This window comes from Mesorhizobium sp. LSJC269B00 (assembly GCF_000502815.1).
GTDB lineage: Bacteria > Pseudomonadota > Alphaproteobacteria > Rhizobiales > Rhizobiaceae > Mesorhizobium.
On record NZ_AYVN01000005.1, the window covers coordinates 525,289 to 551,961 of the forward strand.

General features: G+C 62.8%; 25 protein-coding genes, 1 tRNA gene and 4 pseudogenes. 19 read left to right on the forward strand and 11 right to left on the reverse strand.

Annotation, left to right across the window (positions count from 1 at the left end):
• Positions 1-101 precede the first annotated feature (101 nt).
• The 5 genes from X771_RS149240 (at position 102) to hflX (ending at position 6,487) form a co-directional block, all read left to right on the forward strand.
• A complete protein-coding gene (locus X771_RS149240) occupies positions 102-2,390 on the forward strand; it encodes a PAS domain-containing sensor histidine kinase (protein ID WP_023688460.1) in 2,289 nt (762 codons plus the stop codon).
• A complete protein-coding gene (locus tag X771_RS149235) occupies positions 2,380-3,741 on the forward strand; it encodes a sigma-54 dependent transcriptional regulator (protein WP_023668929.1) in 1,362 nt (453 codons plus the stop codon). The genes X771_RS149240 and X771_RS149235 overlap by 11 nt, the downstream gene beginning before the upstream one ends.
• A gap of 102 nt (positions 3,742-3,843) precedes the next feature.
• Entirely contained in the window at positions 3,844-4,704 is an 861-nt protein-coding gene (locus X771_RS149230) for a D-amino-acid transaminase (RefSeq protein WP_023668930.1), read from the forward strand.
• A gap of 145 nt (positions 4,705-4,849) precedes the next feature.
• Positions 4,850-5,095 (forward strand): RNA chaperone Hfq, encoded by a 246-nt coding sequence (hfq, locus tag X771_RS149225; protein WP_006202172.1) that lies wholly within the window; start codon positions 4,850-4,852, stop codon positions 5,093-5,095.
• Entirely contained in the window at positions 5,096-6,487 is a 1,392-nt protein-coding gene (gene hflX / locus X771_RS149220; protein WP_023688461.1) for a GTPase HflX, read from the forward strand.
• A 6-nt stretch (positions 6,488-6,493) separates the two neighbouring features.
• Here hflX and mazG read toward each other — a convergent pair whose 3' ends face one another.
• From mazG to X771_RS149205, 3 genes are all read right to left on the reverse strand, one after another.
• Complete coding sequence (gene mazG / locus X771_RS149215; protein WP_023688462.1) at positions 6,494-7,318, reverse strand: nucleoside triphosphate pyrophosphohydrolase; 825 nt, start codon at positions 7,316-7,318, stop codon at positions 6,494-6,496.
• Between the two features lie 76 nt (positions 7,319-7,394).
• Positions 7,395-8,579: an amino acid aminotransferase gene (locus X771_RS149210; RefSeq protein ID WP_023688463.1), complete on the reverse strand. Its 1,185-nt coding sequence runs from the start codon at positions 8,577-8,579 to the stop codon at positions 7,395-7,397.
• A gap of 129 nt (positions 8,580-8,708) precedes the next feature.
• A complete protein-coding gene (locus tag X771_RS149205; RefSeq protein WP_196813731.1) occupies positions 8,709-9,146 on the reverse strand; it encodes a DUF3592 domain-containing protein in 438 nt (145 codons plus the stop codon).
• 187 nt (positions 9,147-9,333) lie between these two features.
• On the opposite strand from X771_RS149205, the gene X771_RS149200 reads away from it, so the two are divergent.
• The 12 genes and pseudogenes from X771_RS149200 to X771_RS149175 all read left to right on the forward strand — a co-directional run bounded on the left by X771_RS149200 (position 9,334) and on the right by X771_RS149175 (position 17,600).
• Positions 9,334-9,855, forward strand: coding sequence for a sigma-70 family RNA polymerase sigma factor (locus X771_RS149200; RefSeq protein ID WP_023728022.1), 522 nt, complete (start codon positions 9,334-9,336; stop codon positions 9,853-9,855).
• Positions 9,852-10,628 (forward strand): anti-sigma factor, encoded by a 777-nt coding sequence (locus X771_RS149195; RefSeq protein WP_023688466.1) that lies wholly within the window; start codon positions 9,852-9,854, stop codon positions 10,626-10,628. Before X771_RS149200 ends, X771_RS149195 begins: the two co-directional genes overlap by 4 nt.
• Before the next feature lie 56 nt (positions 10,629-10,684).
• Positions 10,685-11,176, forward strand: a pseudogene (locus tag X771_RS1000000169760) (Bax inhibitor-1/YccA family protein); the annotation flags it as partial.
• 55 nt (positions 11,177-11,231) lie between these two features.
• Positions 11,232-11,546 (forward strand): annotated as a pseudogene (locus X771_RS1000000169765) (Bax inhibitor-1/YccA family protein); the annotation flags it as partial.
• A 171-nt stretch (positions 11,547-11,717) separates the two neighbouring features.
• Positions 11,718-12,599 carry an aldose 1-epimerase family protein gene (locus X771_RS149190; RefSeq protein WP_023688467.1) on the forward strand — a complete coding sequence of 294 codons (882 nt, stop codon included), beginning with the start codon at positions 11,718-11,720 and terminating at the stop codon, positions 12,597-12,599.
• A 23-nt stretch (positions 12,600-12,622) separates the two neighbouring features.
• Entirely contained in the window at positions 12,623-12,919 is a 297-nt protein-coding gene (locus X771_RS1000000169225; RefSeq protein ID WP_245262631.1) for an NAD(P)-binding domain-containing protein, read from the forward strand.
• A gap of 10 nt (positions 12,920-12,929) precedes the next feature.
• Positions 12,930-13,397 carry a hypothetical protein gene (locus X771_RS1000000169230; protein WP_245262633.1) on the forward strand — a complete coding sequence of 156 codons (468 nt, stop codon included), beginning with the start codon at positions 12,930-12,932 and terminating at the stop codon, positions 13,395-13,397.
• A gap of 107 nt (positions 13,398-13,504) precedes the next feature.
• A complete protein-coding gene (locus X771_RS149185) occupies positions 13,505-14,281 on the forward strand; it encodes a DUF2066 domain-containing protein (RefSeq protein ID WP_245262658.1) in 777 nt (258 codons plus the stop codon).
• 52 nt (positions 14,282-14,333) lie between these two features.
• A pseudogene (locus tag X771_RS01000000165085) lies at positions 14,334-15,250 on the forward strand (alpha/beta hydrolase).
• Between the two features lie 23 nt (positions 15,251-15,273).
• Positions 15,274-16,190: pseudogene (fusA, locus tag X771_RS01000000165090) on the forward strand (elongation factor G); the annotation flags it as partial.
• Positions 16,187-16,516 carry a hypothetical protein gene (locus tag X771_RS149180; RefSeq protein ID WP_023688469.1) on the forward strand — a complete coding sequence of 110 codons (330 nt, stop codon included), beginning with the start codon at positions 16,187-16,189 and terminating at the stop codon, positions 16,514-16,516. The pseudogene fusA and the gene X771_RS149180, both read left to right, overlap by 4 nt.
• 322 nt (positions 16,517-16,838) lie before the next feature.
• On the forward strand, positions 16,839-17,600 hold the full coding sequence (locus tag X771_RS149175) for a GNAT family N-acetyltransferase (protein ID WP_023688470.1): 762 nt from the start codon (positions 16,839-16,841) through the stop codon (positions 17,598-17,600).
• A gap of 23 nt (positions 17,601-17,623) precedes the next feature.
• On the opposite strand, the gene X771_RS149170 is transcribed toward X771_RS149175, so the two are convergent.
• The 7 genes from X771_RS149170 to X771_RS149140 form a co-directional block, all read right to left on the reverse strand.
• The gene (locus tag X771_RS149170) at positions 17,624-18,433 is read right to left on the reverse strand and encodes an MBL fold metallo-hydrolase (RefSeq protein WP_023688471.1); all 810 of its coding nucleotides are present in this window, start codon (positions 18,431-18,433) and stop codon (positions 17,624-17,626) included.
• Between the two features lie 3 nt (positions 18,434-18,436).
• Complete coding sequence (locus X771_RS149165) at positions 18,437-19,225, reverse strand: TatD family hydrolase (protein ID WP_023688472.1); 789 nt, start codon at positions 19,223-19,225, stop codon at positions 18,437-18,439.
• The gene (gene metG, locus X771_RS149160; RefSeq protein ID WP_023668947.1) at positions 19,225-20,775 is read right to left on the reverse strand and encodes a methionine--tRNA ligase; all 1,551 of its coding nucleotides are present in this window, start codon (positions 20,773-20,775) and stop codon (positions 19,225-19,227) included. Before metG ends, X771_RS149165 begins: the two co-directional genes overlap by 1 nt.
• 91 nt (positions 20,776-20,866) lie before the next feature.
• Positions 20,867-21,922: a DNA polymerase III subunit delta' gene (locus X771_RS149155; protein ID WP_023688473.1), complete on the reverse strand. Its 1,056-nt coding sequence runs from the start codon at positions 21,920-21,922 to the stop codon at positions 20,867-20,869.
• Positions 21,919-22,593 carry a dTMP kinase gene (tmk, locus tag X771_RS149150; protein ID WP_023688474.1) on the reverse strand — a complete coding sequence of 225 codons (675 nt, stop codon included), beginning with the start codon at positions 22,591-22,593 and terminating at the stop codon, positions 21,919-21,921. Before tmk ends, X771_RS149155 begins: the two co-directional genes overlap by 4 nt.
• A gap of 72 nt (positions 22,594-22,665) precedes the next feature.
• Positions 22,666-23,832, reverse strand: coding sequence for a D-alanyl-D-alanine carboxypeptidase family protein (locus tag X771_RS149145; protein ID WP_023688475.1), 1,167 nt, complete (start codon positions 23,830-23,832; stop codon positions 22,666-22,668).
• Between the two features lie 101 nt (positions 23,833-23,933).
• Entirely contained in the window at positions 23,934-25,139 is a 1,206-nt protein-coding gene (locus X771_RS149140; RefSeq protein WP_023688476.1) for a septal ring lytic transglycosylase RlpA family protein, read from the reverse strand.
• 295 nt (positions 25,140-25,434) lie between these two features.
• On the opposite strand from X771_RS149140, the gene X771_RS0134195 reads away from it, so the two are divergent.
• Both X771_RS0134195 and X771_RS149135 read left to right on the forward strand, forming a co-directional pair.
• Positions 25,435-25,914: an MgtC/SapB family protein gene (locus tag X771_RS0134195; protein WP_027050850.1), complete on the forward strand. Its 480-nt coding sequence runs from the start codon at positions 25,435-25,437 to the stop codon at positions 25,912-25,914.
• 209 nt (positions 25,915-26,123) lie between these two features.
• Positions 26,124-26,213 (forward strand) — tRNA-Ser (locus X771_RS149135).
• Between the two features lie 146 nt (positions 26,214-26,359).
• Here the strand turns inward: X771_RS149135 and X771_RS1000000168805 are convergent.
• Positions 26,360-26,521, reverse strand: a complete 162-nt coding sequence (locus X771_RS1000000168805; protein ID WP_023691300.1) for a hypothetical protein — start codon at positions 26,519-26,521, stop codon at positions 26,360-26,362.
• Positions 26,522-26,673 lie beyond the last annotated feature (152 nt).

Here is a 26,673-nt window from a genome sequence, read left to right on the forward strand (position 1 = left end):
GGATCGGCGGCCGAAAGATTTCCGTCACGGCCACACTTGTTGCATAATCGCCACAATGCGTTGCATACATCCGACGCAATCACTGGCTCTTAGACGGCGACATGGCTTCGCAAGCTCTGACATCAAACGAACCGCTTTTCAGCAGACCCGGCCAGAGGGATGGACGGCGGCTGCTTGCGTTGCCCGGCGTTGTGGCAATTGCCGGCGCGCTGGTTACGGCGGCAATCTCGTTTGCGATTCTTGTCGGCGCCACGCCGATCACGCCAGACGCAAACACAACGCTGACGCTGATTGCGGCCAATGCCTTATTTGTGCTGGCGCTGATTGCCCTCGTCGGCCGCGAGGTGCATCGCATCACCATGGCGCGCCGGCACGGCAAGGCGGCGTCGCGGCTGCATGTGCGCATCGTGACGATGTTTGCGCTGGTCGCGGCCATCCCCGCCATCATGGTGGCCATCATCGCCTCGATCACGCTCGATATCGGCCTCGACCGCTGGTTCGAGATCCGCACCAAGGCGATCGTCAACTCGTCGCTGTCGATCGCCGACGCCTATGTGCAGGAAAACGCTCGCAATCTTCAGGGCACGACGCTGTCGATGGCCTACGATCTCGATGCGTCGCGCACGCTTTACGGCCTCGATCGAACCGGCTTTCTCGACCTGATGAACAAGGAAGCCGTCGGCAGAAGCCTGGTGCATGCGGCGCTGGTGAGGGAAGACGGCTCCTTTGTCGTGAGTGCCCAGACCGATGCGGACTTCGCCATGCCGGCACCGCCTGAGGGCGCGGTGGCAAGTGCGGCCGACGGCAAGCCGGTGCTGATCGAGCCGAAGACGCGCAACATCATGGGCGCCATCATCAAGCTGCGGGAGATCGAAGGCCTCTACCTCTACACCAATCGCCTGGTCGACCCCGAAGTGATCAAGGCGAGGGCGATCGTCCAGTCCAACACCGCCGAATATCGCGGCCTGGAAGACAACAGGCGGACGTCGCAGGTGGCGTTCGCGCTGCCCTATCTGTCGCTGACGCTGATCATCATCCTGTCGGCCATCTGGACCGGCATAGCGGTGGCCGACCGTCTGGTGCGGCCCATCCGTCAACTCATCGGCGCGGCTGACGAGGTTGCGACCGGCAATCTCGATGTCGCCGTTCCGGTACGGCCTTCCGACGGCGATGTCGCCTCGCTTGGCGATACGTTCAACAAGATGCTGCTGGAGCTTAAATCGCAGCGCAACGAGATCCTGTCGGCCAAGGATTTGATCGACGAACGGCGTCGTTTCTCGGAAGCGGTGCTGGCCGGCGTCACCGCCGGCGTCATCGGCGTCGATCCCTACGGCATCGTCTCCATCGTCAACAAATCGGCCGAAACGATGCTGGCCATATCGGCCACGGCGGCGCTGGGGCAGAACCTGTCCGCCGTGCTACCGCATGTCGGCCGTGTCTTCGAGATCGGCCGCAAATCCGGCAAGCCGGTCTATCGCGAGCAGGTCACCTTCTATCGCACCGGCGCCGAGCGTACCTTCAACGTGCAGATCACCATCGAGGCCGGCGACGACGGCGAGGAGGAGAAATCCTACGTCGTGACGGTCGACGACATCACCGATCTGGTCCAGGCACAGCGCTCGTCTGCCTGGGCGGATGTGGCGCGGCGTATCGCACATGAAATCAAGAACCCGCTGACGCCGATCCAGCTCTCGGCCGAGCGCATCAAGCGACGCTTCGGCAAGGTCATCACCGAGGACCGCGAGATTTTCGACCAGTGCACCGACACGATCATCCGGCAGGTCGAGGATATCGGCCGCATGGTCGACGAGTTCTCGGCTTTCGCCCGCATGCCCAAGCCCGAGATGAAAGCCATCGATCTGCGTGAATCGCTGCGCGAGGCGTCGTTCCTGGTCGAAGTCAGCCGCGCCGACATTGCTTTCGAACGCGTGTTCGGCAACGAACCGCTCAAGGGCACGTTCGATAGCCGATTGATGGCGCAGGCTTTCGGCAACGTCATCAAAAACGCGGCCGAGGCGATTGACGGGCTGGAACAAAAGGACGGTTCGCACGGCATAATCCGGATTCAAGCTGCCCGGCAGAATGGCGCGATCAGAATCGACGTCATCGACAATGGCAAAGGCTTGCCGCGCGAGAACCGCCAAAGGCTGCTCGAGCCCTACATGACGACGCGCGAGAAGGGCACCGGGCTCGGTCTCGCCATCGTCAAGAAGATCGTGGAGGACCATGGCGGGCGGCTTGAATTGCACGATGCGCCTGCGGACTTCCACGGTGGACGCGGCGCGATGATCTCGATCATCCTGCCGCCAGCTGCCGCAACCGCGCCGCCACGCGGTCAAGGCGAAACGGAACACGAACGAGAAACTGAAAAGGTCGGTAATGGCGTCTGATATTCTCATCGTCGATGACGAGGAAGACATCCGTGAACTCGTCGCGGGCATATTGAGCGACGAAGGGCATGAAACCCGCACGGCATTCGATGCCGACAGCGCGCTCGCGGCAATCGCCGACCGGGCGCCGCGGCTGATTTTCCTCGACATCTGGTTGCAGGGCTCGCGCCTCGACGGGCTGGCGCTGCTCGACGAGATCAAGACGATGCATCCGAGCCTGCCGGTGGTGATGATCTCCGGCCACGGCAATATCGAGACAGCGGTGTCGGCCATCCGCCGCGGCGCCTATGATTTCATCGAGAAGCCGTTCAAGGCCGACAGGCTGATCCTGATCGCCGAGCGGGCGCTCGAAACCTCGAAATTACGGCGCGAGGTGTCCGACCTCAAGCAGCGCAGCGGCGAAACCTTCGACTTGATCGGCATGTCGTCGGCGATGAGCCAGCTGCGCCAGACCATCGAGCGCGTTGCGCCGACCAACAGCCGCGTCATGATCATCGGTCCGTCCGGTTCGGGCAAGGAGCTCGCCGCGCGCGCCATCCACACGCTGTCGACGCGCAAGGGCGCGCCGTTCGTGACGCTGAGCGCGGCCAACATCACGCCCGAGCGCATGGAGATCGAGCTGTTCGGCACCGAATCGAACGGCACCGAGCGCAAGGTCGGCGCGCTTGAAGAGGCGCACCGCGGCATTCTCTACATCGACGAAGTGGCCGACATGCCGCGCGAGACGCAGAACAAGATTTTGCGCGTGCTGGTCGAACAGCAGTTCGAGCGGGTCGGCGGCACCAAGCGGGTCAAGGTCGACGTCCGCATCATCTCCTCGACCTCGCAGAACCTGGAGGCGATGATCGCCGACGGCCGTTTTCGCGAAGACCTCTATCACCGCCTGGCGGTGGTTCCGGTCATGGTGCCGGGACTGGCCGAGCGACGCGAGGACATTCCCTACCTCGTCGACAATTTCATGAAGCAGATCGCTCGCCAGGCCGGTATCAAGCCGCGCCGCATCGGCGACGATGCGCTTGCCGTGCTGCAGGCGCACAACTGGCCGGGCAATGTCCGCCAGCTGCGCAACAATGTCGAACGGCTGATGATCCTGGCGCGTGGCGACGATATCGATGCGCCGATCACCGCCGACCTGTTGCCGTCGGAGATCGGCGATGTCATGCCGCGCACGCCGAACCAGTCCGACCAGCACATCATGGCGCTGCCGCTGCGCGAGGCGCGCGAACAGTTCGAGAAGGACTATCTGATCGCCCAGATCAACCGTTTCGGCGGCAACATCTCGAAGACGGCCGAATTCATTGGCATGGAGCGCTCGGCGCTGCACCGGAAACTGAAGTCGCTGGGGGTCTGACCCCCGTTGTTGTTGGTCCAGCGGGCTGTGGCCCATTCAATTGCCGGTTACGGCAGCGGCGGAATCGCATAGAAAAACCGGAACTTTTCTGAGGGATCACCCATGCCGCGCATTGCCTATGTGAACGGGCGCTATGTCGCCCATGCCGACGCTGCCGTGCATATCGAGGATCGCGGCTATCAATTCGCCGACGGCGTCTACGAGGTCTGCGAGGTGGCGCAGGGCTTTATCGTCGACATGCCGCGCCATCTTGCCCGGCTGAGCCGCTCCCTTAGCGAATTGTCGATCGACTGGCCGGTCACCAAGGGTGTGCTGCCGCTTCTTCTGCGCGAGATCGTGCGGCGCAACCACGTCGTCAACGGCCTGGTCTATGTCCAGGTTACGCGCGGTGTTGCCAGCCGCGACTTCGTTTTCCCGGCCGATACACCGTCATCGCTGGTGATTACGGCCAGAAAGGCCGACCCGGCGGCGGCCGCCAAGCGAGCCGAGGCGGGCATCAAGGTCATCACCGTGCCGGAAAACCGTTGGGACCGGGTCGACATCAAGAGCACCGGCCTGCTGCCCAACGTGCTGGCCAAGCAGAAAGCCAAGGAGGCCGGCGCCCAGGAAGCCTGGTTCGTCGACACCGATGGCAACGTCAAGGAGGGCGGCTCGTCCAACGCCTGGATCGTTACAAGGGACGGCGTTCTGGTCACCCGGCCGGCGGAGCATGGCATCCTGCGCGGCATCACCCGCACGACCATGTTCGAAGTGGCGGCAAAGCTCGGGTTGACGATCGAGGAGCGCGGGTTTTCAGTCACTGAAGCCAAGGCGGCGCGAGAAGCTTTCATCAGTTCGGCAACGACAATCGCCATGCCGGTCGTGGCAATCGACGGTGCCGCGGTCGCCAATGGGCACCCCGGTTCGATAACACTTTCATTGCGGCAAGCCTTTTTTGACGTTGCGGAAAAAAGTCCAGCCTGATAACCGCACAGACGGACTGCACATCAATATATCTCGTTCTGCTTGTCGTTACTGACGGCAAGGGGGTGTTTGCAAGCTTGACATGTGCCCGCTAATTTGGCGCATTAGCCTGCAAACCGAAGGGGATCGGCGAAAGACAAGAACAATGGCGGAACGATCGCAAAACCTTCAGGACCTGTTCCTGAATTCTGTTCGCAAGAGCAAAAATCCACTCACCATCTTTCTCATCAACGGCGTCAAGCTGACCGGCGTGGTCACTTCCTTCGACAATTTTTGTGTTCTGCTGCGCCGTGACGGCCACTCCCAGCTCGTCTACAAGCATGCCATTTCCACGATCATGCCGAGCCAGCCGGTTCAGATGTTCGATGGCGAGGAAAGCCAGGGCGCCTGATTGGCACGTGAAAAAGACGCGGACCGCGGCGTCCGCGGGAAACCAGCACATAATTCCGGGACGGAAGCCACAGGTCCGACCCGGGCGGTTGTCATTGTGCCGGTGCTTACCCGGCATCAGCGCAACGATGACGAAACGAACCGTCCACGGCTGACGCGTTCGGCGGATGCGCGCCACGACGAAGCGGTCGGCCTTGCCCGCGCCATCAACCTGGATCTGATCCACACGGCGGTGGTCACCGTCAACGATCCACGCCCGGCGACCTTGCTCGGCAGCGGCAAGGTTGCGGAATTTGCCGAGATCGTCAAAGAGGGTCACGCGGAGGTGGTCATCGTCGACCATCCGCTGACGCCGGTGCAGCAGCGCAATCTCGAAAAAGAAATGAATGCCAAGGTGCTCGACCGCACCGGATTGATCCTGGAGATTTTTGGCGAACGCGCGCGGACCAAGGAGGGCACGCTGCAGGTCGAACTTGCCCATCTCAACTACCAGAAGGGCCGCCTGGTGCGGAGCTGGACCCACCTTGAACGCCAGCGCGGCGGCGCCGGCTTCCTCGGCGGCCCCGGCGAAACCCAGATCGAGTCGGACCGGCGGCAGCTGCAGGAAAAAATCATCAAGCTCAAGCATGAGCTGGAAACGGTGCGCCGCACCCGCGACCTGCACCGCGCCAAGCGCAAGAAGGTGCCGTTCCCGGTGGTGGCGATTGTCGGCTACACCAATGCCGGAAAGTCGACGCTGTTCAACCGGCTGACCGGGGCCGACGTGCTGGCCGAAGACATGCTGTTTGCAACGCTCGACCCGACGCTGCGCCGCGTGCGCCTGCCGCACGGCACGCCGATCATCCTGTCGGACACAGTCGGCTTCATTTCGGACCTGCCGACGCATCTGGTCGCCGCCTTCCGCGCCACGCTGGAAGAGGTCGTCGAGGCCGATCTGGTCATCCACCTGCGCGATATTTCGGATCCGGATACCGCAGCGCAAGCCGAGGACGTCGAGCGCATTCTCGCCGATCTCGGCGTCGATGCCGGCGATGCCAAGCGCGTCGTCGAAGTGTGGAACAAGGTCGACCTTCTCGACGACGGCAACCGGGAGCGCCTGCTCGCCGACGGCACTGACGCCAACAAGGCGCCGCCGATCGCCATCTCGGCGGTCACCGGCGAAGGCATCGATGCGCTGAAGGCGCTGATCGAGACCAGGATGTCGGGCGAACTCGAGGAATTGACGGTGACGATCGAACCGCCGCAGTTCGGCCTTGTCGACTGGCTATACCGCAATGGCGACGTCGTTTCGCGGGTAGACAATGAGGATGGCAGCGCGACCATCGCACTCAAGGCCACGCACACCGCCCGGCAAGAGATCGAAAGCCGATTGCACCGCAAAAACAGGCAGTAAGCCTGATTATTTCACGCCCTTGGCCTGCTGCCAGAGCACTTCCATCTCGTCCAGCGTGGCTTTTTCGAGCGTGCTTCCCGATGCATCGATCGCGCGCTCGACATAGTGGAAGCGCGAGCGGAACTTTTCGTTGGTGCCGCTGAGCGCCGCTTCCGAATCGAGCTTGAGGTGACGGCCCAGATTGACGACGGCAAACAGCATGTCGCCGAATTCGTCCTTGATCTCAGCCGTTTCGCCCTTAGCCAGTGCCTCGCGCAGCTCGCCGATCTCTTCCTCGATCTTGTCGAGGATGGGTGCTGCCTCGCTCCAGTCGAAACCGACACGCGCTGCCTTTTCCTGCAGCTTTAGCGCCCGCGTCAAAGCGGGCAGGGCGACGGGCACGCTGTCCAGGAAACCCTTGCCATGGTCTTCGGGGTCGAGGCCGCGGGCGAGGCGCGCACTTCGCTTTTCGGCTTTTTCCTCAGCCTTGATCTTTTCCCACATGCCCTTTGCCATGCCGGCGCTGCGCGCCTTCTCGTCGCCGAAGACATGCGGATGGCGCCGGATCATCTTGGTGGTGATGGCCTCGACCACATCACCGAAGGCAAAATCGCCGGCTTCCTCAGCCATCTGCGCGTGGTAGACGACCTGCAGCAGGAGATCGCCGAGTTCGTCGCGCAGATCGTCGAGATCGCCGCGCGCAATGGCGTCCGCCACCTCATAGGCTTCCTCGATCGTATAGGGCGCGATGGTCGAGAAATCCTGCTCGATGTCCCAGGGACAGCCGGTCTTCGGCGCCCTGAGCGCCGCCATGATCTCGATCAGCCGGGAAATGTCGCGCGAAGGTTTCATGCGGCGAATGCTATCCCGCTGCCTGTCGTGCGGCCAACGGCGTCAGCCGGAGAGGGGAGATTGTCCACAGCGAGCTTCAGCCGAGTACCGACACAACCGCCTTGGCGAGGTCATCCATGCCGTCCTCGGGCAGGCCGGCGACGTTGATGCGGCTGTCGCCGACCATGTAGACGCCACACTCGGCACGCAGCCGCTCGACTTGCGCCTCGGTCAGGCCAAGCCTGGAAAACATGCCGCGATGGCTGGCGATGAAGTCGAAGCGGTCGGAGTTGGACTGCCGGCGCAGCGCGTCGGCGAACTGGACCCGCAGCCTCAGCATGCGCAGCCGCATCTCCTCCAGCTCCGCCTCCCAGTCGGCGCGAAGGCCATCATCTTCCAGCACCATGCGCACGGCGGCGGCGCCATGGTCCGGCGGCATCGAATACATGGCGCGCGCCGCCGCCAGCATCTGGCTCATCGCCACATCGGCTTGCGCACCATCCTTCGCCAGGATCATCGCCGCGCCGACGCGGTCGCGGTAGACGGCAAAGTTCTTCGAGCAGCTCGAGGCAACGACCATTTCAGGCACCTTGCCCGCGAGAAGGCGCAAGCCGGCCGCATCGGCGTCCAGGCCTTCGCCAAAGCCCTGATAGGCAATGTCGACAAAGGGCAACAGCCCGCGCTCGACGACAAGATCGGCGACGCTGGCCCATTGCGCGATATCGAGATTGGCGCCGGTCGGGTTATGGCAGCAGCCATGCAGCAGCACGATATCGCCGGGCTCGGCTGCGCCAAGCGTTGCCAGCATCTCGTCGAAGCGCACCGCGCCGGAAGCGGCATCGAAATAGGGATAATCGCGCACCGTGAGGCCGGCCCCGCGCATCACCGGCGGGTGGTTCGGCCATGTCGGGTCCGACAGCCAGACGGTTGCGTCGGGGCGGGTCCGCTTCAACAGCTCCGCCACCAGCCGCAGCGCGCCGGAACCGCCAGGCGCTTGCGCGGCGCGGATGCGCGTCATGTCGGCAGCGGGGCCGAAGGCCAGCTTGACCATCGCCGTGTTGAAGCCGGTGTCGCCGGCGAGGCCGAGATAGGTCTTGGTGTCCTGGTCCTGCAGCAACCGCTTCTCGGCCTCGCGCAGGGCGCGCATGACCGGCGTCCTGCCGTCGCGGTCCTTGTAGACGCCGACGCCGAGATCGATCTTGCCGGGGCGCGGATCGGCGCGATAGAGGCCGATCAAGGCGATGATCTTGTCAGCCGGGGCAGGTTGCAGGGTCTCGAACATCAATACGGCTCCAATGGCGGCGGAGTAATACGCAAAGCGGCCGCGTTTCGCCAGTGCTTCCATCTGCGCCAGTCCGCTAGCGTACTGGACCGTTACGCCAAGCTTTGTCTGTACGGCAGGGGTCGGCGGCTATGGCGACGGGTTCATTCCAATCCGCCGGATAAGCACCCGTCCAATCACGGCGAGACCGATGCCGGTCAGCAGGGAGAAACCGCCGAGCATGCCGGCCAGCCCGGCAAGGAACCAGCGTCCGGCGAAGCTGTCGACGGAGGCATTTTGCGGATTGGTTGGGTCGTAAGCGACAGGGACGCTGTCGCCATCACCCCAGAACGAGCTGTGGACTGCATTGTTGAAGCGGATGACGGTGCCGTCGGCGGTCGAGAACTCGATGCGGGGATTGTATTCGGCGGCGACAATCCTGCCTGTCGCCGAAGCGGTACGAGGGCCGTACATCTCGACGATGGCCAGCACGCCGGAAGCGATCAGTCCGACAATGCCAAAGATGATGAACACCCTGCCGACGACCGGCAACGCTGCAAAACCCGTTACACGACTACCATTGGCCATCTTTTGCTCCTGGGACAGACGGATAAGGCTAGACTTCATCCATAAAGCAAACATCTGCCGCACGGGAGATGGGTAAGTGCGCAGCGGACTTCTGATTGCATGATGCCTATTGTGGCGACGCAAAAAAGTTTTGGTGGCGATGGATTAAGATCCCCGCCTGTTTCGTAAACGGGGCATGAAACGGTCGATGCCACGCTTCGATATTGTCGGACAGCTGGGTTCGCTCAGGCGCTACGCACGCTCGCTGACGCGCGACGGCACTGACGCCGAGGATCTGGTGCACGATGCGCTGGTGCGCGCCTACGAGCGGCGCGACACATTCCGCTCGGGCGGCAATCTGCGGGCATGGTTGCTGTCGATCGTCCACAATGCTTTCATCGACAAGATGCGCTCGCGCCGGTCGGAAGCAGCGCGTGTCGAGCAGGCCGGCTATCTCACCGATGCCAGCACGCCGGCGCCTCAGGAACATTCCGTGCGACTGGCGCAGGTGCGCGAGGCCTTTTTCAGTCTGCCGGAGGAGCAGCGTTCGGCGCTGCATCTGGTCGCCATCGAGGGCCTCTCCTACCAGCAGGCCGCCGACGCCAGCGGGGTGCCGCTGGGCACGCTGATGTCGCGCATCGGCAGGGCGCGCGCAGCACTGCGCGAGATGGAAAACGCTGCACCTTCGCCGGCCAAAAGCCATCTGAGGATCGTGGGAGACCCGTCATGACCGACCTGTTGCGGGACCCGGTGACCGATACCGATCTCGATTCTTATGTCGACGACCAGCTGGATGTCGCGCGCCGCATCGAGGTCGAGGCGTTCCTCTCGGTTCGTCCGGAGGCTGCGGCGCGGGTGATGTCCGACTTGAGGACGCGCGACGAACTGCGCCTGGCGCTGGCTGCTTCCACAGGAATGGCGAGGCCCGTGACGACTGAAGTCGCGCGCCGGCTGGGCAGGGGGCTGGCCAGTCGCCGCGTCTTCGCCGTGCTGCAGCGGGCGGCCGCGGTCGCCGTCTTTGTCGCTGCCGGCTGGCTGGCGAACGGCCTCTTCGGGCCGCTGCTGGTGACCAAGGTCGTGGCTTCGCCGCCGCCGCCCGCCTATGTCGAAGAAGCGATCCGGGCGCACAAGACGACGCTCATGCGCGAGGCGATGCCCTCGCAGCTGGAGACGCCCAACTACAATGGCGACGAAATCCGCGCCGCCACCGCAATCGTCATGCCATCGCTGCCCAAGGACTGGAAGGTCCGCGACGTGCAGATCTATCCGTCGCGCTTCGGGCCGAGCGTCGAGGTGGCGCTGGAGACGAAGGATATGGGGCTGGTCTCGCTGTTTGCGATCCGGCCCGGAACCTTCGACGTCGTCAAGCCTGCCATCGCGCCCTCCGGCGACATCTCCTCTGCCTATTTCCAGATCGGCGAGGTCGCGTACGCGGTCGTCGCGCGCAGCGATGTCCACGACCTCGACCGCGCCGCCGAGACGCTTGCCAAGACACTTTACTGATCAGGACACTTTACTGATCAAGACGCTTTACTGAGACCACATAAGGAGAACCCGCAATGAATACCCCTGAACTCGGATACCGCATGGGCACTGGCGCGCGCGCCGGCGCCATCTATGACGAGGGCCTGCGCAGCCACATGCTGCGTGTCTATAACTACATGGGCATCGGCCTCGTCGTCACCGGCATCGTCGCCATGGTGGTCGCTTCGACGCCGGCCCTCTACGTGCCGATCTTTTCCAGCCCGCTGAAATGGGTGGTGATGCTGGCGCCGCTCGCCTTCGTGCTGCTGTTCTCGTTCAAGATGCAGACGATGTCGGCGGCGAGCGCCCAGTTGATGTTCTGGGCCTTCTGCGCGGCGATGGGCCTGTCGCTGGCTTCGGTGTTCCTGGTCTTCACAGGCACCAGCATCGCGCGCACCTTCTTCATCACCGCCACCATGTTCGGCGCCACCAGCCTCTACGGCTACACGACCAAGCGCGACCTGACCCAGTTCTCGTCCTTCCTGATCATGGGCCTGATCGGTGTGGTGATCGCCAGCGTCGTCAACAGATCGGAAGAGCACACGTCTGAACTCNTATCGCCGCTGGCCGTGCCGATCATGCTACGGCTACACGACCAAGCGCGACCTGACCCAGTTCTCGTCCTTCCTGATCATGGGCCTGATCGGTGTGGTGATCGCCAGCGTCGTCAACATCTTCCTTGGCTCGACCGCGCTGCAGTTCGCCATCTCGGTGATCGGCATTGCCGTCTTTGTCGGCCTGACCGCCTGGGACACGCAGACGATCAAGGAACAGTATGCGGAGAATTTCGACGCGGAATCGCAGCAGAAGCTTGCCGTTTTCGGCGCGCTGTCGCTGTACCTGAACTTCGTCAACATCTTCCAGCTGTTGCTGAATTTCACCGGCGAGCGCGAATAGTCGAACCGTAGCAAGGCAACAATCTCGATCTCGCAGTGGCCGGAGGTGAATCTCCGGCCACTGTCGTTTTGGCGTGGAGACATCGCTCCTCTATCAGCGCGATGTCGCGCCCTTGAGTCCACGCGGGCTTTTGCTAACCTGCCGCTCGCACGCAGCTTTCCGCGAGAACGCATGGAACAAGTGACGCTTCACGGCGACGGCATCTCGGCAACCATTGTCGGGCAGGGGGCCGAGCTCATCTCCTTGCGCAATGCCGAGGGTCTGGAGTTTTTGTGGCAGGCCGGGCCGGAATGGCGGCGGCATTCGCCGGTGCTGTTTCCGATCGTCGGCCGGCTGAAGGGCGACCAGCTCCGCCATGGGGGCCAGGTCTATCCCCTGACGCAGCACGGATTTGCCCGCGACAAGCCGTTTGTGTGGGCTGCTGAGACGAGTCCCCGATCCTGCACGCTGGTGTTGACCGACGATGCCGATACACGCACGCGCTATCCGTTCGCCTTTCGCCTTGCCATCACCTACACGCTCGAGCGTCGCGAACTTGGTGTGAGCTTCGAGATTGCCAACACCGGCGACGAGACGCTGCCAGCCTCCATCGGTGCACATCCGGCTTTCAATTGGCCATTGCAGCCGGGGCTCGCCAAGACCGACTACCACCTGACCTTTGCCCGGGACGAGCCGGCGCCGATCCGCCGGCTGAAGGATGGCCTGGTGCTGGCTGCACCGCGGCCGACGCCCATCGAAGGCAAAACGCTGGCGCTTTCCGAACAGCTGTTCGAGGCAGACGCCGTGATCCTCGACCGGCCGGCCAGCACCAGCGTGCGCTATGCCGCCGCGAACGGTGCGGCGATCGAGATGTCGTGGCAGGGTTTCAAGGAATTGGGCATCTGGTCGAAGCCGGGCGGCGCTCCGTTCCTGTGTATCGAACCCTGGCACGGGCTTGCCAGCCCCGTGGATTTCGATGGCGAGTTCGCGGACAAGCCGGGCGTGATGCTGATCGCGCCCGGTGAAAAGCGCGTGCTGAGCTATCAGGTACGGCTCGAGCATGCGCCGCTGTGACCGATGAACCAGAGACAGGCGCGATGAAACTTGGCTTCATCGGCACGGGTGCCCTTACAGCGGCCATTGTCAGCGGGCTCAAATCCGTCGCGGATAACTCCGTCTCCGTGCTGCTGTCGCCGCGCAATGAAGAGATCGCCGCAGAGCTGGCAGCCCGTTATCCGGATGTGTGTATCGCTGATGACAATCAGGCGGTTCTCGATCAATGCGACCTAGTCATGCTGGCTGTCCGGCCGCAAATTGCGCATGACGTCCTGCCGGGTTTGCGGTCGGCGCGAGCATCACCTCATCAGCTTGATCGCCACGCTGCCGCGCGATGAGATTGCCGGCTTGACCGCACCCGCGCACCAGGTGACGAAAGCGCTGCCCATGCCGATGATTGCCCACCGGCTGGGGGCAACGATCATCTGCCCGCCGGATGCCACTGTCGCTGCCTTGTTCGGCAGTCTGGGGAAAGTGATCGAGGTCGAGAACCCAGCCGAATTCAATGCGCTGAGCGTGGTCACCGCGACCTATGCCAGCTACTACAGATATCTCGATACGATCAACAGCTGGCTCAAGAAGAATGGCGTCGAGGAAGGAAAGGGGCGCGATTACATCGCATCGCTTTTCAAAGCCTTGGGAAGCGCTCCTGATATGTCGCCGGATGCCGACTTCATGCATCTGGCGCAGGACTATGCGACGCGCGGCGGCATCAACGAACAGGTTCTTCGCGAACTCACGGCGCGAAACGTGTTCGAGGCGCTCACCGAGAGCCTGGACGGCGTACACCGGCGCATCGTCGGCGATACGCCTTGATGGGCGGCACCTTGAAATTCCCTGATGATCAGGAGTATGGCTCCAACGGATGTTCCGGACCGTTTCGGGAGGGTCGGCGGGTGCCTGGATGCTTGAAATTGGGCTTTGTGGCAGCGGCGCTGGCTGTGCTGATTGTCTTTCCGGTCGCTGCCGCCGACATCGACCGCGCCAGCCTCTACCGCGCGCAATCGGTGACCAGCGGCACTGGCGAGGAGAACCGGGCGTGGGGCCTGGCGCCGTGCCTTGAAGAGGTGCTGGTCAAGGTTTCCGGCGACCCGCGGCTGATCGGCGACCCGCGTGTTGCGGACATGAGCCGGCACGCGGCCGACTATGTCACTGGTGTCGGCTACCGCGACCTGCTCAACAACCGCCCGCCGCATGACGAGCAGGGCACCCACGACCGGCCGCATTACATCACCGCCGATTTCGACCCGGACAAGATCGATGCCCTGCTGGCGTCGCTCGGGCGCAAACCGTGGGCGGTGCCGCGGCCAAAAATCGTCGCACTGCTGGATGTAAGGCCGATGAAAGGCGACGGCTTCACGCTGGTGCGCGATGGCGGCGGCGAGCTTGCGGCGGATATGCGCGTTGCGCTGGCGGACGCGGCGCACCGGACCGGTTTGCCGCTGGAGTTGCCTCGGCCGTCCGACGTCGCGCTCGCCGACGTGGCCAACACGCTGGATGGGGACGCCCTGCTTGCCGGCACTTTGGCATGGCGCCAGGAAGCGCTGGGCTGGGTCGGCGACTGGCGGCTCAGCTTCAAGGATAAGGAGTATCGCTGGCAGGTACGTGGCGTCAGTTTCGACGATGCGTTCCGCAACGCCACGCGCGGAACGCTGCAGATCCTGTCGGGCAATGGAGAGCCGGAAGCCGTCACGCCCTGACTTCAAGGGAACCTTCTTGCCGGAGCGCCGTAAACAAAGTGGCGGGCAAGCTTTGAGCAAGGAGGTAGAATTGCAACATCGCCGGATCGGCGTTGACGGAAACAGCATCTTCTATCGCGAAGACGGCCCGCCTGATGCTCCCGTCCTCCTGCTGCCGCACGGCTATCCGTGCTCGTCCTATCAATTCCGAAGGTTGATGCCGGCACTTGCCGATCGCTGGCATACATTCGCGCCTGACTTTCCCGGCTTTGGCTACAGCGCCACGCCCGAAATGTCGGTTTTTGGCTATGATTTCGATGCCTATGCCGGGTTTCTGACAGCTTTCGGCGATGCGCTCGGCATGTCGCGCTATGCTCTCTGGCTGCACGATTATGGCTCTCAGATCGGACTGCGCCACGCCATCGCACATCCCGAGCGCATCGCCGCATTATCCAGAACGGTGACATCTACGAGGACGTTCTCGGGCCGAAATACGCCGCCATAAAAGCCTATTGGAATGAGAAGACGCCCGAAAAGCATCGGCCGTTGGAAGAGGCGGTAAGCGAGGAGGGCTTCCGGCACGAGTTTGTCGGAGAGGTGGATGACGCTGTAGCCGAGCGCGTGCCTCCCGATCTTTGGAAACTCCACTGGCCTTTGATGGACACGCCGATCCGCCGGCGGCTCGCGGTCAACCTGATGGAGAAGTTGGAGGCGAACCTCGGCTGGTTCCCCCGCTATCAGAGCTTTCTGCGCGAGCACCAACCTCCGACGCTCATCGTTTGGGGTCCCGAGGATGGTTACATGCCGGCGCAATCGGCGCATGCCTACCAGCGCGATTTGCCGGAAGCAGAACTTCATCTCATCGGCGGCGCCGGCCACTGGTTGCTCGAAACCCATTTCGATGAGGCGCTTCCGCTGGTGCGCGATTTTCTGGCGCGCGTCCACAGTCAGGAAGCGAAAGGGACGGGCAGGGCGGCCGGCCGGGCGTAGACCCCTCCGTTGCGGTCATCGGATCGATCTGCAACCATGGAGTCATGATGGAAAAGTCTGCCGCGCCCTGGCCTCTGCTGCAAATCGCGATCGAGCCGAAGTCGCGGGCGATCAGGAGAAGCTAGCTACTGCCTTGTCGAAGCTGGCGGACGAGGATCCCTGGTTGCACGTCAAGCAGGATGCGGAATCGGGCCAGACGATCGTCGCCGGCAGGGACGAACTCCACCTCGACATAGTCATCGACCACCTGCGCCGCGAGTCTCGCATTGAGGTGAATGTCGGCGCGCCCAAGGTAGCGTATCGCGAGACGATCACCCGTAAGCACGAGCAGGACTACACGCACAAGAAGCAGTCCGGTGGTACGGGTCAGTTCGCCCGCGTCAAGATTGCGTTCGAGCCGAATGGCGGTAGCTGGGACTTCGTCTTCGGGTCCAAGGTCGCCGACGGTGCGCTTCCGAACGAATATGTTGCGGGCGTCGAAAAGGGGCTGCGGAACATTCTGTCTTCAGGCCCGTTTGCTGGCTTCCCGATGCTTGGCGTGAAGGCAACGCTGATCGACGGCGCGTATCACGATACTGATTCCTCGCCCCTGACTTTCGAGATCGCCGGCCGAGCCTGCTTCCGTGAAGCCGCTCCCAAGCTGGGCGTGCAGCTCTTCGAGCCGATCATGCAAGTCGAGGTGAACACGTCGGCGGCCTATGTCGACAAAATCATCGCCGAACTGCACAGCCGCCGGGGCCTGATCCGGAGTCGGGAAATCAGCGGCGTGGTCGTCGTTGTCAAAGCGACAATGCCGCTCGCGAACATGTTCATGCTGGAGGATGCGCTCCGGTCCTGTTCGAACGGACTGGCACGCCTGCGCGCCGACTACTCCGGATACGCTCCCGTACCACTGCCACCCGGCGGCGACCCACCGGCCGCCATGGCCATGGCCAGATGACGTCGCCAAAATTCTCCTCGCGGGCAGGGTTCCTTGTCGGCCTCGGCGTCACGCCGGTCGCCTTTTTCCTGGCGCTCTATTCGGCCGGGGCCGGGCATGGCGACTATGGGCTGGCGCGACTTCTCTATCCGGTCCCCATGCTGGCAACGCTTTTGACCAACACAACGATCACCAGCCTTTCCATCGGATTGGCTACGCTGCAGTTTCCTGCCTATGGGGCATTTGTTGCGGGCGCCGGCGGCTCCAGATGGCTGGCCCTTGGCGTCTTCCATCTTGTTGCAATCGCAGCAGCCTTCAGCGGCCTCCTGGAAAGCTTTTCGGGATGACGCTCCTGTTCGTTATCCCGGCGCGGGCCGGTCGACCAGGAAGTCGAGGCCTTTGCGAAAGGCCCATCCCTTGAGAAATGAAGACCACGCCAACTCATTTCGCCACTGCTTCGTCAACGTTCCTCCCGCCAAGCAATCAGAGCCGCCGGCCTGCATCTCAGTCAGCAGGGCGTATATTGGCAGGCCCCTAATGGAAGCAGCAGCCACATATGAAAGTCGCATAAGATAGATTATGGAACTTATGCATCAGGCTGCAGCTGGGAAAGGACGCGGACTTTCATAGGGCTTGGCATGAGCCGTTGGCCAACGCTACGCTGTGTCGATGACGACAGGAAAGCGTGACATCGAAGCGGCGATCAAAGTGTTCGTGCACGGCTTCAGCACCGACAAGAGCCGCACCTTTCCATACGAAGCCAGCCGCGTCGGACCCTTGTGGCTGATGCGCGATGCCGAGCGCAAGAATGCACGCGACTACCGTGGCGAAGAATGGATCGTCCATGACGTCGCCGCCGAGGAAGCCGATGCCATCGTGCGGCAGCATGCGCGGCCGGGCTTTGCCGTTTCGGTCGTGATCGCGAATGACGGCCCGGACGAACCAACGCGAACGGCCTACAAGGCGCTCGGCTACCGGCTGCTGCGGACGGAAGGCTTTTTCATCCAGTCGCTGCGCCAAATTCCAGACCCGCCAGCAATCGTCTCTATCGAACGCGTGAGGACGGCTGAACGCGCTGCACAACTGGGAAAGGTCATACGCAGGCGGTCACTTCCAGACGATCAACTCGGCGACGATGCGCCGTTTCGCCAGTATGTGGCGCTCGATGGCGACGCCATCGTCGGGCGTGTGCGCAGCATAGACGCCGTCGGCGCCACATGGTGCTCGGCAATGTTTGTCGAGCCTTCGCACCGGCGTCGAGGCATCGGCCAGGCGCTGATGGCCAAAATGCTGCATGACGACAAAGCGCATGGGTCGCGGTGCTCGATGCTGTTGGCGACGCGTGCCGGAGCGCTGCTTTATCCCCGCATGGGCTATGAGCGGATTGGAACGCTGCTGATCTTCGCGCCGAAGAACCGAACGTCCTTATAAAGATCTGCTCGTATCATGCTGTCTCATAAAGGAATTTCGATCACCATGCCGTCATAGGCCGGAGTGACGTTGGCCGGCACCTCGGCCTTCACCGTGGCATAGTCGAGCGGCACATGCATATGCGTCAGCACGGCCTGTTTCGGCGCCAGTTTTTCAATCCAGCCAAGCGCCTGACCGAGCGACAGATGACTGGGATGGGTATGGTACTGCAAGGCATCGATGACCAGCATTTCCAGGCCGCGCAGCCGCTCGGCGGTGGCATCCGGGAAGTCGCTTATATCGGGGCAGTAGGCCAGCCCGCCGATGCGGAAGCCGAGCGAAATGATGTCGCCATGGATCTGCGGCAGCGGCTCGAGGGTGAGGGCACCGCCCTCGCCTTCGATCGTCACCGCCCTTGCGTGATCGATGATGTGCGGCCTGACGATCGGCGGATAGGAACTGCCAAACGGCGTCTCGAAGCAATAGCCGAACGCTTCGCGCAGCCTGAGCATGGTCGGCTGGTCGGCATGGACATCGATCAAATGGCGCTGCTCCAGCACGTAGCCGCGCAGATCGTCGATGCCGTGGATGTGGTCGGCGTGCGGATGCGTATAGACGACGGCGTCGATGCGCCGGACGGCCGCCATCAGCATCTGCTCACGGAAATCAGGCCCGGTGTCGATGACGACCGTGGTTCTGGCGCCGTTGGCTGCTATCCGCTCGACGAGCGCGGCTGAGCGTGTACGCCGGTTTTTCGGATTGGCCGGGTCGCAATTGCCCCAATCGCCGGTGATGCGCGGCGTGCCAGGTGACGAGCCGCAGCCGAGGATGGTGAGGCGCAGCCGGTCGCTCATGCGTCAGAGCCCGGCGGGCCGCGGCATCTTGCCGAACAGCCGGAAGAAGTTCGCCGTCGTCAGCGTCGCGATCTCGGCTTCGCCAACGCCGACCGTCTCCGCCAGCACCTTGGCTGTATGCGCGACATAGGCCGGCTCGTTGCGTTTGCCGCGGAACGGCACCGGCGCCAGATACGGCGCGTCGGTCTCGACCAGCAGCCGGTAATGCGGCACATCGGCTGCGATGGCGCGCAAATCGGCGGAGTTCTTGAAGGTCAGTATGCCCGAGAAGGACACATAGCCGCCAAGCGCCACGCCGACCTCTGCCAGCCGTCGCCCCGACGAAAAACAATGCAGGATGAAGGGGAAGGCGCCCTTCCCTGTTTCGTCTTCGAGGATGGCAGCCATGTCGTCATCGGCATCGCGCGAATGGATCACCAGCGGCAGCCCGGTCTCGCGCGCAGCTGCTATATGAGTGCGAAAACCCTGCGCCTGCGCATCGCGTGGCGCCTCGTCGTAAAAATAGTCGAGCCCGGCCTCGCCGATCGCCACCACCTTCGGGTGCGCGGACAGGCGCACAAGGTCCTCAGCCGTCACATCCAGCTCTTCGCCGGCATTGTGAGGATGGGTGCCGACCGAGCAATAGATTTCGTCGAAACTCTCGGCAATCTCAAGCACTTGCGCAAACCGCTTCACGCGTGTCGAGATGGTCACCATGTGACCTATACCGGCAGCCTTGGCGCGGGCGACGATGGCCGCCCGCTCCTCGGTGAAATCCGGAAAGTCGAGATGGCAATGGCTGTCGACGAGCATCAGGCGCTCGCCTCAGGGTTTTCGACATAACGCGGAAACACGCCCTCCGGCGCGGGCAGCGCCGTGCCGGGCACCAGCGCATAGTCGGCATGGACATGCGCGAAGTCACGCTTGTCCGCCGGCACCGCCAGCAGGTCCAGCAGCTTGCCGGCCGACCCCGGAATGTAGGGCTGGCACAGCAATGCCACGCGCCGCACCAGTTCGGCGGTCGTCCACAGCACTGTTTCCATGCGCGCCGGATCGGTCTTCTTCAGCGCCCAGGGCGCCTGCGAGGCGAAGTAGCGATCCGCTTCCGCCACAACGCCGAAGATCGCCGCCAACGCGAGATGGATGCCCTGTTCCGCCATCGCCTGGCGCGCGGTACCCAGCGCTTCCACCGCCTGGTCGAGGATCGCGCTGTCGGCTTCGGTCAGCTCGCCGCGATGCGGCACCACGCCGCCGCAGTTCTTGGCGATCATCGACAGCGAGCGCTGCGCCAGATTGCCGAGACCGTTGGCGAGATCGGCATTTGTGCGGTTGACGATCGCGTCATGGCTGTAGCTGCCGTCCTGGCCGAATGGCACCTCACGCAAGAAGAAATAGCGCACCTGGTCGAGGCCGTAATGCTCGACCATGGTGAAGGGGTCTACGACATTGCCGACCGACTTCGACATTTTCTCGCCGCGGTTGAACAGGAAGCCATGCGCGAAGACGCGCTTCGGCAGTTCGATGCCGGCCGACATCAGGAAAGCCGGCCAGTAGACGGCATGGAAGCGGACGATGTCCTTGCCGATAATGTGCGTGGCCGGCCAGTAGCGCCATTGCTCGGCCTTGGTGTCGGGATAGCCGGCAGCGGTGATGTAGTTGGTCAAGGCATCGACCCAGACATACATCACATGCTTGTCGTCGCCCGGCACCGGCACGCCCCAATTGAAGGTCGTGCGCGAGACCGAGATGTCCTTGAGGCCGGACCTGACGAAGCTCATCACCTCATTTCGGCGCTCGGCCGGACCGACGAAATCGGGCTGGCTTTCGTACAGCGCAAGCAATTTGTCCTGATAGGCGGAAAGCCTGAAGAAGTAGCTTTCCTCCTCATTCCATTCGACCGGCGAGCCAAGCGGCTCGCGGCGCACGCCGTCGTCGCCGAGCGTGGTTTCGCTCTCTTCGAAATAGGCTTCCTGGCGGACCGAATACCAGCCGCTATAGCGGTCAAGATAGATGTCGCCATTGGCCGCCATAGCCTTCCAGATCGCCTGGCACGACTCGTAGTGGCGTGGTTCCGTCGTGCGGATGTAGTCATCATTCGAGCCGCCCAGGACCTCTGTCATCGAACGGAAGATGGCCGAGTTGCGGTCGGCAAGCGCGAGTGGCGTTATGCCTTCCTTCTCGGCCGTCTGCTGCATCTTGAGGCCATGTTCGTCGGTGCCGGTGAGGAAGAGCACGTCCTTGCCGTCCAGGCGCTGGAAGCGGGCCAGCGCGTCGGTCGCAATGACCGTATAGGCGTGGCCGATATGCGGCTTGCCGTTCGGATAGAAAATCGGTGTGGTGATGTAGAATGTGTCGCGTGACATGAATGAACCGTCATGAATGTCCGAATTGAGTGTGAGCGGTGGATATCGCATCGAGACGGCGATTGCCATCCCGACCCGAGGCCGGATCCGGTCACATTTGCATTGCGGAATTCAGTCGGTCGATCATGGTCAAGGCGTGCTGCTTCTTGTCGAGATTGTAGGTATCGGTCTCAGATATGGCGTTCAGCGCCTCGTGCCAAGTGTCGGACAGCGTTTTCGCCCGCGCGAGATCCCCGGCCAGCGCGGCTTCACTGGCGCCGGTGGAGAGCAGGTCGAGCGCGCGGCGGTTGAAGATGTCGAATTGGATCGCCTGGTCGCGGCCGGCGACGGCCTCGGCAAGGCGATAGGCGCCGGCGATGTCGCTCTTGCCCGACGTGACCAGGGCGTCGAGCGTGCCGGCAATCTCCAGCCCGCCATATTGGGTCAGAAGGATCGCATTGCGGGCGCTGCCCCCTGCCCGTTCCGCTAGTGCCGCGCGCGCAGCAGGATCGGAAGGTGGCGGCGGCTCGACGGTCTCCAGAACACTCATCAGGCTGCCGGCATCGAGCGGCGTCAGCCGCACCATCTGGCAGCGCGAACGGATGGTCGGCAAAAGGCTGCCCGGCGCATGCACGATGAGGATGAACAGCGTGCGGCTCGGCGGCTCCTCGAGGTTCTTCAGCAAGGCATTGGCGGCGTTGGTGTTCATGTCGTCGGCCGGATCGACGATCACCACCCGGTAGCTGCCGTCATGCGAGGTCAGCGACAGGAAGCGGTTGACCTTGCGGATCTCGTCGACGGTGACGACGGTCTTGAAACTCTTGGTCTTGTCGTTCAGCGGCCGGGTCAGGTGCAGCACGCCGGGATGCGCCCCGGTGGCGATCTGGCGAAACAGCGGTGAGGCCGGATCGGGAACGGCAAACACATCCGGCGCCTGGTCGAAGGCCGGATGCTTCAACAGATGGTGCGCCAGGTGAAAGGCAAGCGTCGCCTTGCCGATGCCGACCGGCCCGGCAAAGATCAACGCATGCGGCAGTTTTCCCGAGCGATAGGCGGCAGCGAGCATCGCGGCCGCCTGCTCATGGCCGACCAGGCGCAGCGTCTCGGACGGCTCCGGTACACCGTCCAGTGTGTCGTGCTGCTCGGGAGCGATGCGTTCGAAGATCATGCGGGCGCCGCCTGTCGGTTGCGCGCGGGCGCCCTCGCCTCAAGTGCGGCGAACACCACCGCGGTGATGACATCCTCCACCGCAGCGGGAGGCGCCGACGCGTCGATCACGATGCAGCGGTCCGGCTCGGCGGCTGCGATCGCCAGGAAGGCGTCGCGGCGGCGCTGGTGGATATCCAGCGTCTCCTTTTCGAAGCGGTCCGGACCGTCCTCGGCGCCACGCCGCGCGGCGGCGCGCCGCAAGCCCTCGGCAGGGTCAATGTCAAGGATGAGCGTCATATCCGGCATCATGCCGTGGATGGCGACCTCCTCCAGAGCTTCCATGAAAGCCGGATCGAGGCCGCCGGTGACGCCCTGATAGACGCGCGACGAATCCAGGAAACGGTCGCAAAGCACGATGGAGCCGCGCTCCACCGCCGGCCGGATGACCTGCTCGACATGGTCGGAGCGCGCGGCGGCAAACAGCAGCGCCTCCATCTTCGGCCCGAACGGCTCGGCGGCGCCGGACAGGAGCACATGCCTGACCGCCTCGGCGCCGGGTGACCCCCCGGGTTCGCGGGTGAGGAGGACATCGTATTTCTTGGCGCGCATCTTCTGGGCCAGCCGCTCGATCTGCGTCGACTTGCCGGCGCCCTCGCCGCCTTCGAAGGTGATGAAAAATCCGCTTGCCAATCGAAAGGCCTTTGTCCTGCTTTGCGCTGGTGTCTTAGTCCGCGCCTGAGAAAAGGTCCACGCCGCAGGAACTCAACGCAGCCAGCCTACGGCCAGTTCCCTGGCGGCATCAAACGCGCGTTGCGGCAACGTGCCGACGCCGACCGATTCGGCGGCGAAAAGCGGCGTTTCCTGGCTCAGCGTGTCGCCGATCCAGACGCGCAGCGCGCCGACGGGTTGCCCCTCCTCCACCGGCGCCGATACCGGCCCCTGATAGACGATCCTGGCGGTCAGCTTGTCGCGGTTGGCGATCGGCAGCAGGACGTCGATCGGCGCCTTTGCCTTCAGCGCTACGCTGGATTTGGCGCCGCCGAACACCTGGGCCTCGCCGACCACTTCGTTGCCAGCGAAAATCTCGGTCTTCTCGAAGGAGCGGACGCCCCATTCGAGCAGCTTGCGCGCTTCCTCGGCGCGCTCGCGATCATTGGCCAATCCGCTCATCGCCGCGAACACCCTGGTTCCGTCATGGCTGACCGAGCCGACAATGCCGAAACCGCCCGCCTCGCTCGACCCGACCGCCAGCCCATCGGCGCCGATGCCCATGGCCAGCAACGGGTTGCGATTCTTTTGCGAGATCTTGTTCCAGGTGAAATCGGCCCGGCCGTAATAGAGATAGAGATCCGGATATTCGCGCCATATATGCAGGCCAAGCTGCGCCAGTTCGCGCACTGTCGTCTGCTGGCCGTCGGCCGGCAGGCCGGTGGAATTGACAAATGTCGATTTCGGCAGCCCGATCTGGCGCGCGCGATCGTTCATCTGCGCCGCGAAATTCTCTTCCGAACCGGCCATGCCTTCGGCCAGCACCATGCAGCCGTCATTGGCGGCCTGTATGGTGACCCCCTGGATCAGATCCTCGACCCGGATCGCCGATTTGAGCTTGGCAAACATGGTCGACGTTCCCGAAGGCGCACCGCCCTTGCGCCAGGCATTTTCCGAAACCACGAAGGTGTCGTCGAGGCTCATGCGCTTCGACTTGATGGCGTTGAAGACCATCTCCATCGTCATCAGCTTGGCCATCGAGGCCGGCGGGATCGGTTGGTCGGCATCCTTGGAAAACAGCACCGTGCCGGTTTCGGCATCGATCATGAAAGCCTGCGTCGCCTTGGTCTCGAAAAGCTGCGCGTTGGCCGGAACCAGCGCGGCAAGCAAGAAGCCAAGGCCAAAAAGCCCGGCAAAAGGGTGGAAAAGGCGAAATCGCATGAAGAGGCTCGACTGTTAGCCGGCAGAAACTTGCCGCAACGCTATCAGGCTTCTTCCCGGCGGATCAACCGCGCAATGACAAACCGGCGTGCCTTTGTTGGTCAGTTGCGCACAGCCAGCGCGTCCGGCGCGCCATGCGACCATGCCGCGTGCAAGAGGTCGTCGACATTGCCATGGCCATCCGGATAGAGATTGACCGCGTACCAGTCATTGCCGTCGAGTTCGGTGCTCTGGATTTCGGTCCTGCCGAACGGTTCGAGAGCCGCAGCCACCCGCTTTGCCTCGGCAGCATCGTCGAAGGATCCGGCGGCGACATAGTCGGAAACGGCAGGCGATGCCTGCGGGTTGGATTTCTTCCACGATTGCAGGATGTCGGCTGGCGACATGCCCTGGTCGTCAAGCGCTGCAAAGACGTCGGCGCGCTGTACGCGCTCATCCGCATAGGAGAGCGAAGCCACGGCAAAGGGCGATTCCGGGCGCTGAGGCACGATCGGCCCGAATTCAGGCAGCGTCACATCGCTTGAGGCCGGTGCCTGCATCGACATCACTGGCTGTGTGTCGGAATTCGTCAACTGACCAGGAAACGGCACTACGGCAGGGGGTGCGCCAACAGATAGGCTCGGCGAAGGTCCGTTCATCGCCACCATGACGCCGGTCGGCAAGCCATCGGACGGGTCCGGGCGGTTGCCCGGGCGGTAGGAGGCGACCAGATATTGGTCGTCGTCGCCGTCGAGCGGTGCGCGGCCAATATATTCCACCTTGACCCTGGCCGTGCCGACCTTGGCATAGTCGAGCATTTGCGCGGCGCGTTCCGAGACATCGATGATGCGTCCCTCGTGATAGGGGCCGCGGTCGTTGACGCGCACGATGACCGAGCTTCCGGTCTCGGTGTTGGTGACACGGGCGTAGCTTGGCAGCGGCATGGTCGGATGCGCCGCCGTCAGATGGGTCATGTCGTAGACTTCGCCATTGGCTGTGAGACGACCGTGGAAGGCATCGCCATACCAGGAGGCGAGACCGACCTTGGCGTAGCGCTTGTCTTCCTTGGGGTAATACCACTTGCCGCGCACCTGATAGGGCTTGCCCAACTGGTCGCGGCCGCCGCCGCGCCGCATGTACTGAACGCGCGGGCTGGCCTTCACACCGTATTCGGTCTCGGCAAAATATTCCTTCGAGCGAGGCTTCTTGTAGACCATGGCTTTCGGCTCGGACTGCGGCGACGCGCACGCGGCCAGCAACGCAGCCGAAAGAGCGCACAACACCAAAGCAGGAGCGCGACGAAGACGCCGATGCGTCGTGGTCTGCATGTTTTCCGATGTCCCCTACCGTCTCGACACAGGCGCCGCTTCTAGAATTTCGGCGGAGCCAGATGAGCAATGCCTGCGACGCGCCAATCCCCATCCCTTGTGCGCAGGAATTGTTTATCAGCGTATTAATCGATTGTGTCCGGAACCGGGCAGGAATGTGGCGGCCAGGTCCCGGGCTGGCCGGGCGCCTGTGAGGAGGCATCCGAGACCTCTGTCCTTTGGAGTCTGGAAGTGAACCTGTGGCATGAAGCGCGGCTGCCTGGAACCGACCGACCCGAGATACGTTCTGCGCCTCATGGATGAATTCATTGAACGTTTCGGGCAACAGACGTGGCTGCCCTTTTCCGTAATTTCAGCCAGGCTTTTGCTCGCGGCCGTCCTTGGCTCCATCGTTGGGATCGAACGCGAATGGCGTAACCGACCGGCCGGATTGAGGACACACATCCTGGTCTGTGTTGCGACGGCTCTAATTGCCATCCTCACGATCGAGATTACTCATCTTCACGTCTTCGATGGTCAGGAAATCGCCATTGATCCTATCCGCTTGATCGAAGCCACGACTGCCGGCGTGGCATTTCTGGCCGCGGGCTTGATCTTCTTCTCCAAGGGCGAGGTTCAAGGGCTTACCACTGGGGCGGGCATGTGGCTGGCAGGCGCCATAGGCCTGGCGGTTGGGCTCGGGTTCTGGCAGATCGCGGCTTTGGCTACCTTGCTCGCACTTGTCGTGCTGGGTCTTCTGCAACTTGTGCAGGTCGGCAGCAAGGATCGCAATTAGATCCCGGCTCCTTCGAAAACGGGTTCGCAGCTCCGTTCGGGTAACGAACGCCACCCCTATTATCCATGGCAGCGCCGATGGTTGACTTGGCGATGGGCAACGCTCTAGAGAAATGAACCGCAAGCTGGTCCGGAAGGATAGGTATCATTCGATACCAACTGTCGTTCACTGGGTCGGTTGATGTTCCTAGATGATTGAAAAGTCACGTTGGAGGGATGGCCGAGCGGTTTAAGGCACCGGTCTTGAAAACCGGCGTGGGTGCAAGCCCACCGTGGGTTCGAATCCCACTCCCTCCGCCAGATATTTGGCTACCGTGCTGAATTGCCTCTGTATTTTCAAAGAGGGCCAAATCTTTCCTAAGTTATTCCTAACTTCCTAAAACGAAGAAGCCTGCCACCGCGAGGCAGCGGGCCAGCGTGAGCGCAAACGTGCGCCAGCCTCAGGATCAACGTTCGTCCTGGCGATAGAGCCGTTTGGTCGCGCGGTCGCTTTCCATGCGTTCTGCAGGACCACGGTGGCGTCGGGTCATAAGAACGTATGCCATCAATAGGGCCAGCAACAGTGGCCCACCAGCAACGACGATCAACCACATCACACTTTCAAACATGAGGCATCTCCTTCACGTCACAACCGTCAAGGAGAAGAACCGTTCCGTTCAAAGTTACAGCAACACCAGCACCTCCTGCGACTGAGGGCCGTTTTCCCATGTGACCGTTTCGGAAATCCGGGCTCCGCTGCAACAAAAGGCTGCGGCTGCAC

Coding starts and splice junctions, on each gene's coding strand:
- X771_RS149240 (WP_023688460.1), top strand. CDS start 102: ATGGCTTCGCAAGCTCTGACATCAAACGAACCGCTTTTCAGCAGACCC.
- X771_RS149235 (WP_023668929.1), top strand. CDS start 2,380: ATGGCGTCTGATATTCTCATCGTCGATGACGAGGAAGACATCCGTGAA.
- X771_RS149230 (WP_023668930.1), top strand. CDS start 3,844: ATGCCGCGCATTGCCTATGTGAACGGGCGCTATGTCGCCCATGCCGAC.
- hfq (WP_006202172.1), top strand. CDS start 4,850: ATGGCGGAACGATCGCAAAACCTTCAGGACCTGTTCCTGAATTCTGTT.
- mazG (WP_023688462.1), bottom strand. CDS start 7,318: ATGAAACCTTCGCGCGACATTTCCCGGCTGATCGAGATCATGGCGGCG.
- X771_RS149210 (WP_023688463.1), bottom strand. CDS start 8,579: ATGTTCGAGACCCTGCAACCTGCCCCGGCTGACAAGATCATCGCCTTG.
- X771_RS149205 (WP_196813731.1), bottom strand. CDS start 9,146: ATGGCCAATGGTAGTCGTGTAACGGGTTTTGCAGCGTTGCCGGTCGTC.
- X771_RS149200 (WP_023728022.1), top strand. CDS start 9,334: ATGCCACGCTTCGATATTGTCGGACAGCTGGGTTCGCTCAGGCGCTAC.
- X771_RS149195 (WP_023688466.1), top strand. CDS start 9,852: ATGACCGACCTGTTGCGGGACCCGGTGACCGATACCGATCTCGATTCT.
- X771_RS149190 (WP_023688467.1), top strand. CDS start 11,718: ATGGAACAAGTGACGCTTCACGGCGACGGCATCTCGGCAACCATTGTC.
- X771_RS1000000169225 (WP_245262631.1), top strand. CDS start 12,623: ATGAAACTTGGCTTCATCGGCACGGGTGCCCTTACAGCGGCCATTGTC.
- X771_RS149180 (WP_023688469.1), top strand. CDS start 16,187: ATGACGTCGCCAAAATTCTCCTCGCGGGCAGGGTTCCTTGTCGGCCTC.
- X771_RS149175 (WP_023688470.1), top strand. CDS start 16,839: ATGACGACAGGAAAGCGTGACATCGAAGCGGCGATCAAAGTGTTCGTG.
- X771_RS149170 (WP_023688471.1), bottom strand. CDS start 18,433: ATGAGCGACCGGCTGCGCCTCACCATCCTCGGCTGCGGCTCGTCACCT.
- X771_RS149165 (WP_023688472.1), bottom strand. CDS start 19,225: ATGCTCGTCGACAGCCATTGCCATCTCGACTTTCCGGATTTCACCGAG.
- metG (WP_023668947.1), bottom strand. CDS start 20,775: ATGTCACGCGACACATTCTACATCACCACACCGATTTTCTATCCGAAC.
- X771_RS149155 (WP_023688473.1), bottom strand. CDS start 21,922: ATGATCTTCGAACGCATCGCTCCCGAGCAGCACGACACACTGGACGGT.
- X771_RS149145 (WP_023688475.1), bottom strand. CDS start 23,832: ATGCGATTTCGCCTTTTCCACCCTTTTGCCGGGCTTTTTGGCCTTGGC.
- X771_RS149140 (WP_023688476.1), bottom strand. CDS start 25,139: ATGCAGACCACGACGCATCGGCGTCTTCGTCGCGCTCCTGCTTTGGTG.
- X771_RS0134195 (WP_027050850.1), top strand. CDS start 25,435: ATGGATGAATTCATTGAACGTTTCGGGCAACAGACGTGGCTGCCCTTT.
- X771_RS1000000168805 (WP_023691300.1), bottom strand. CDS start 26,521: ATGTTTGAAAGTGTGATGTGGTTGATCGTCGTTGCTGGTGGGCCACTG.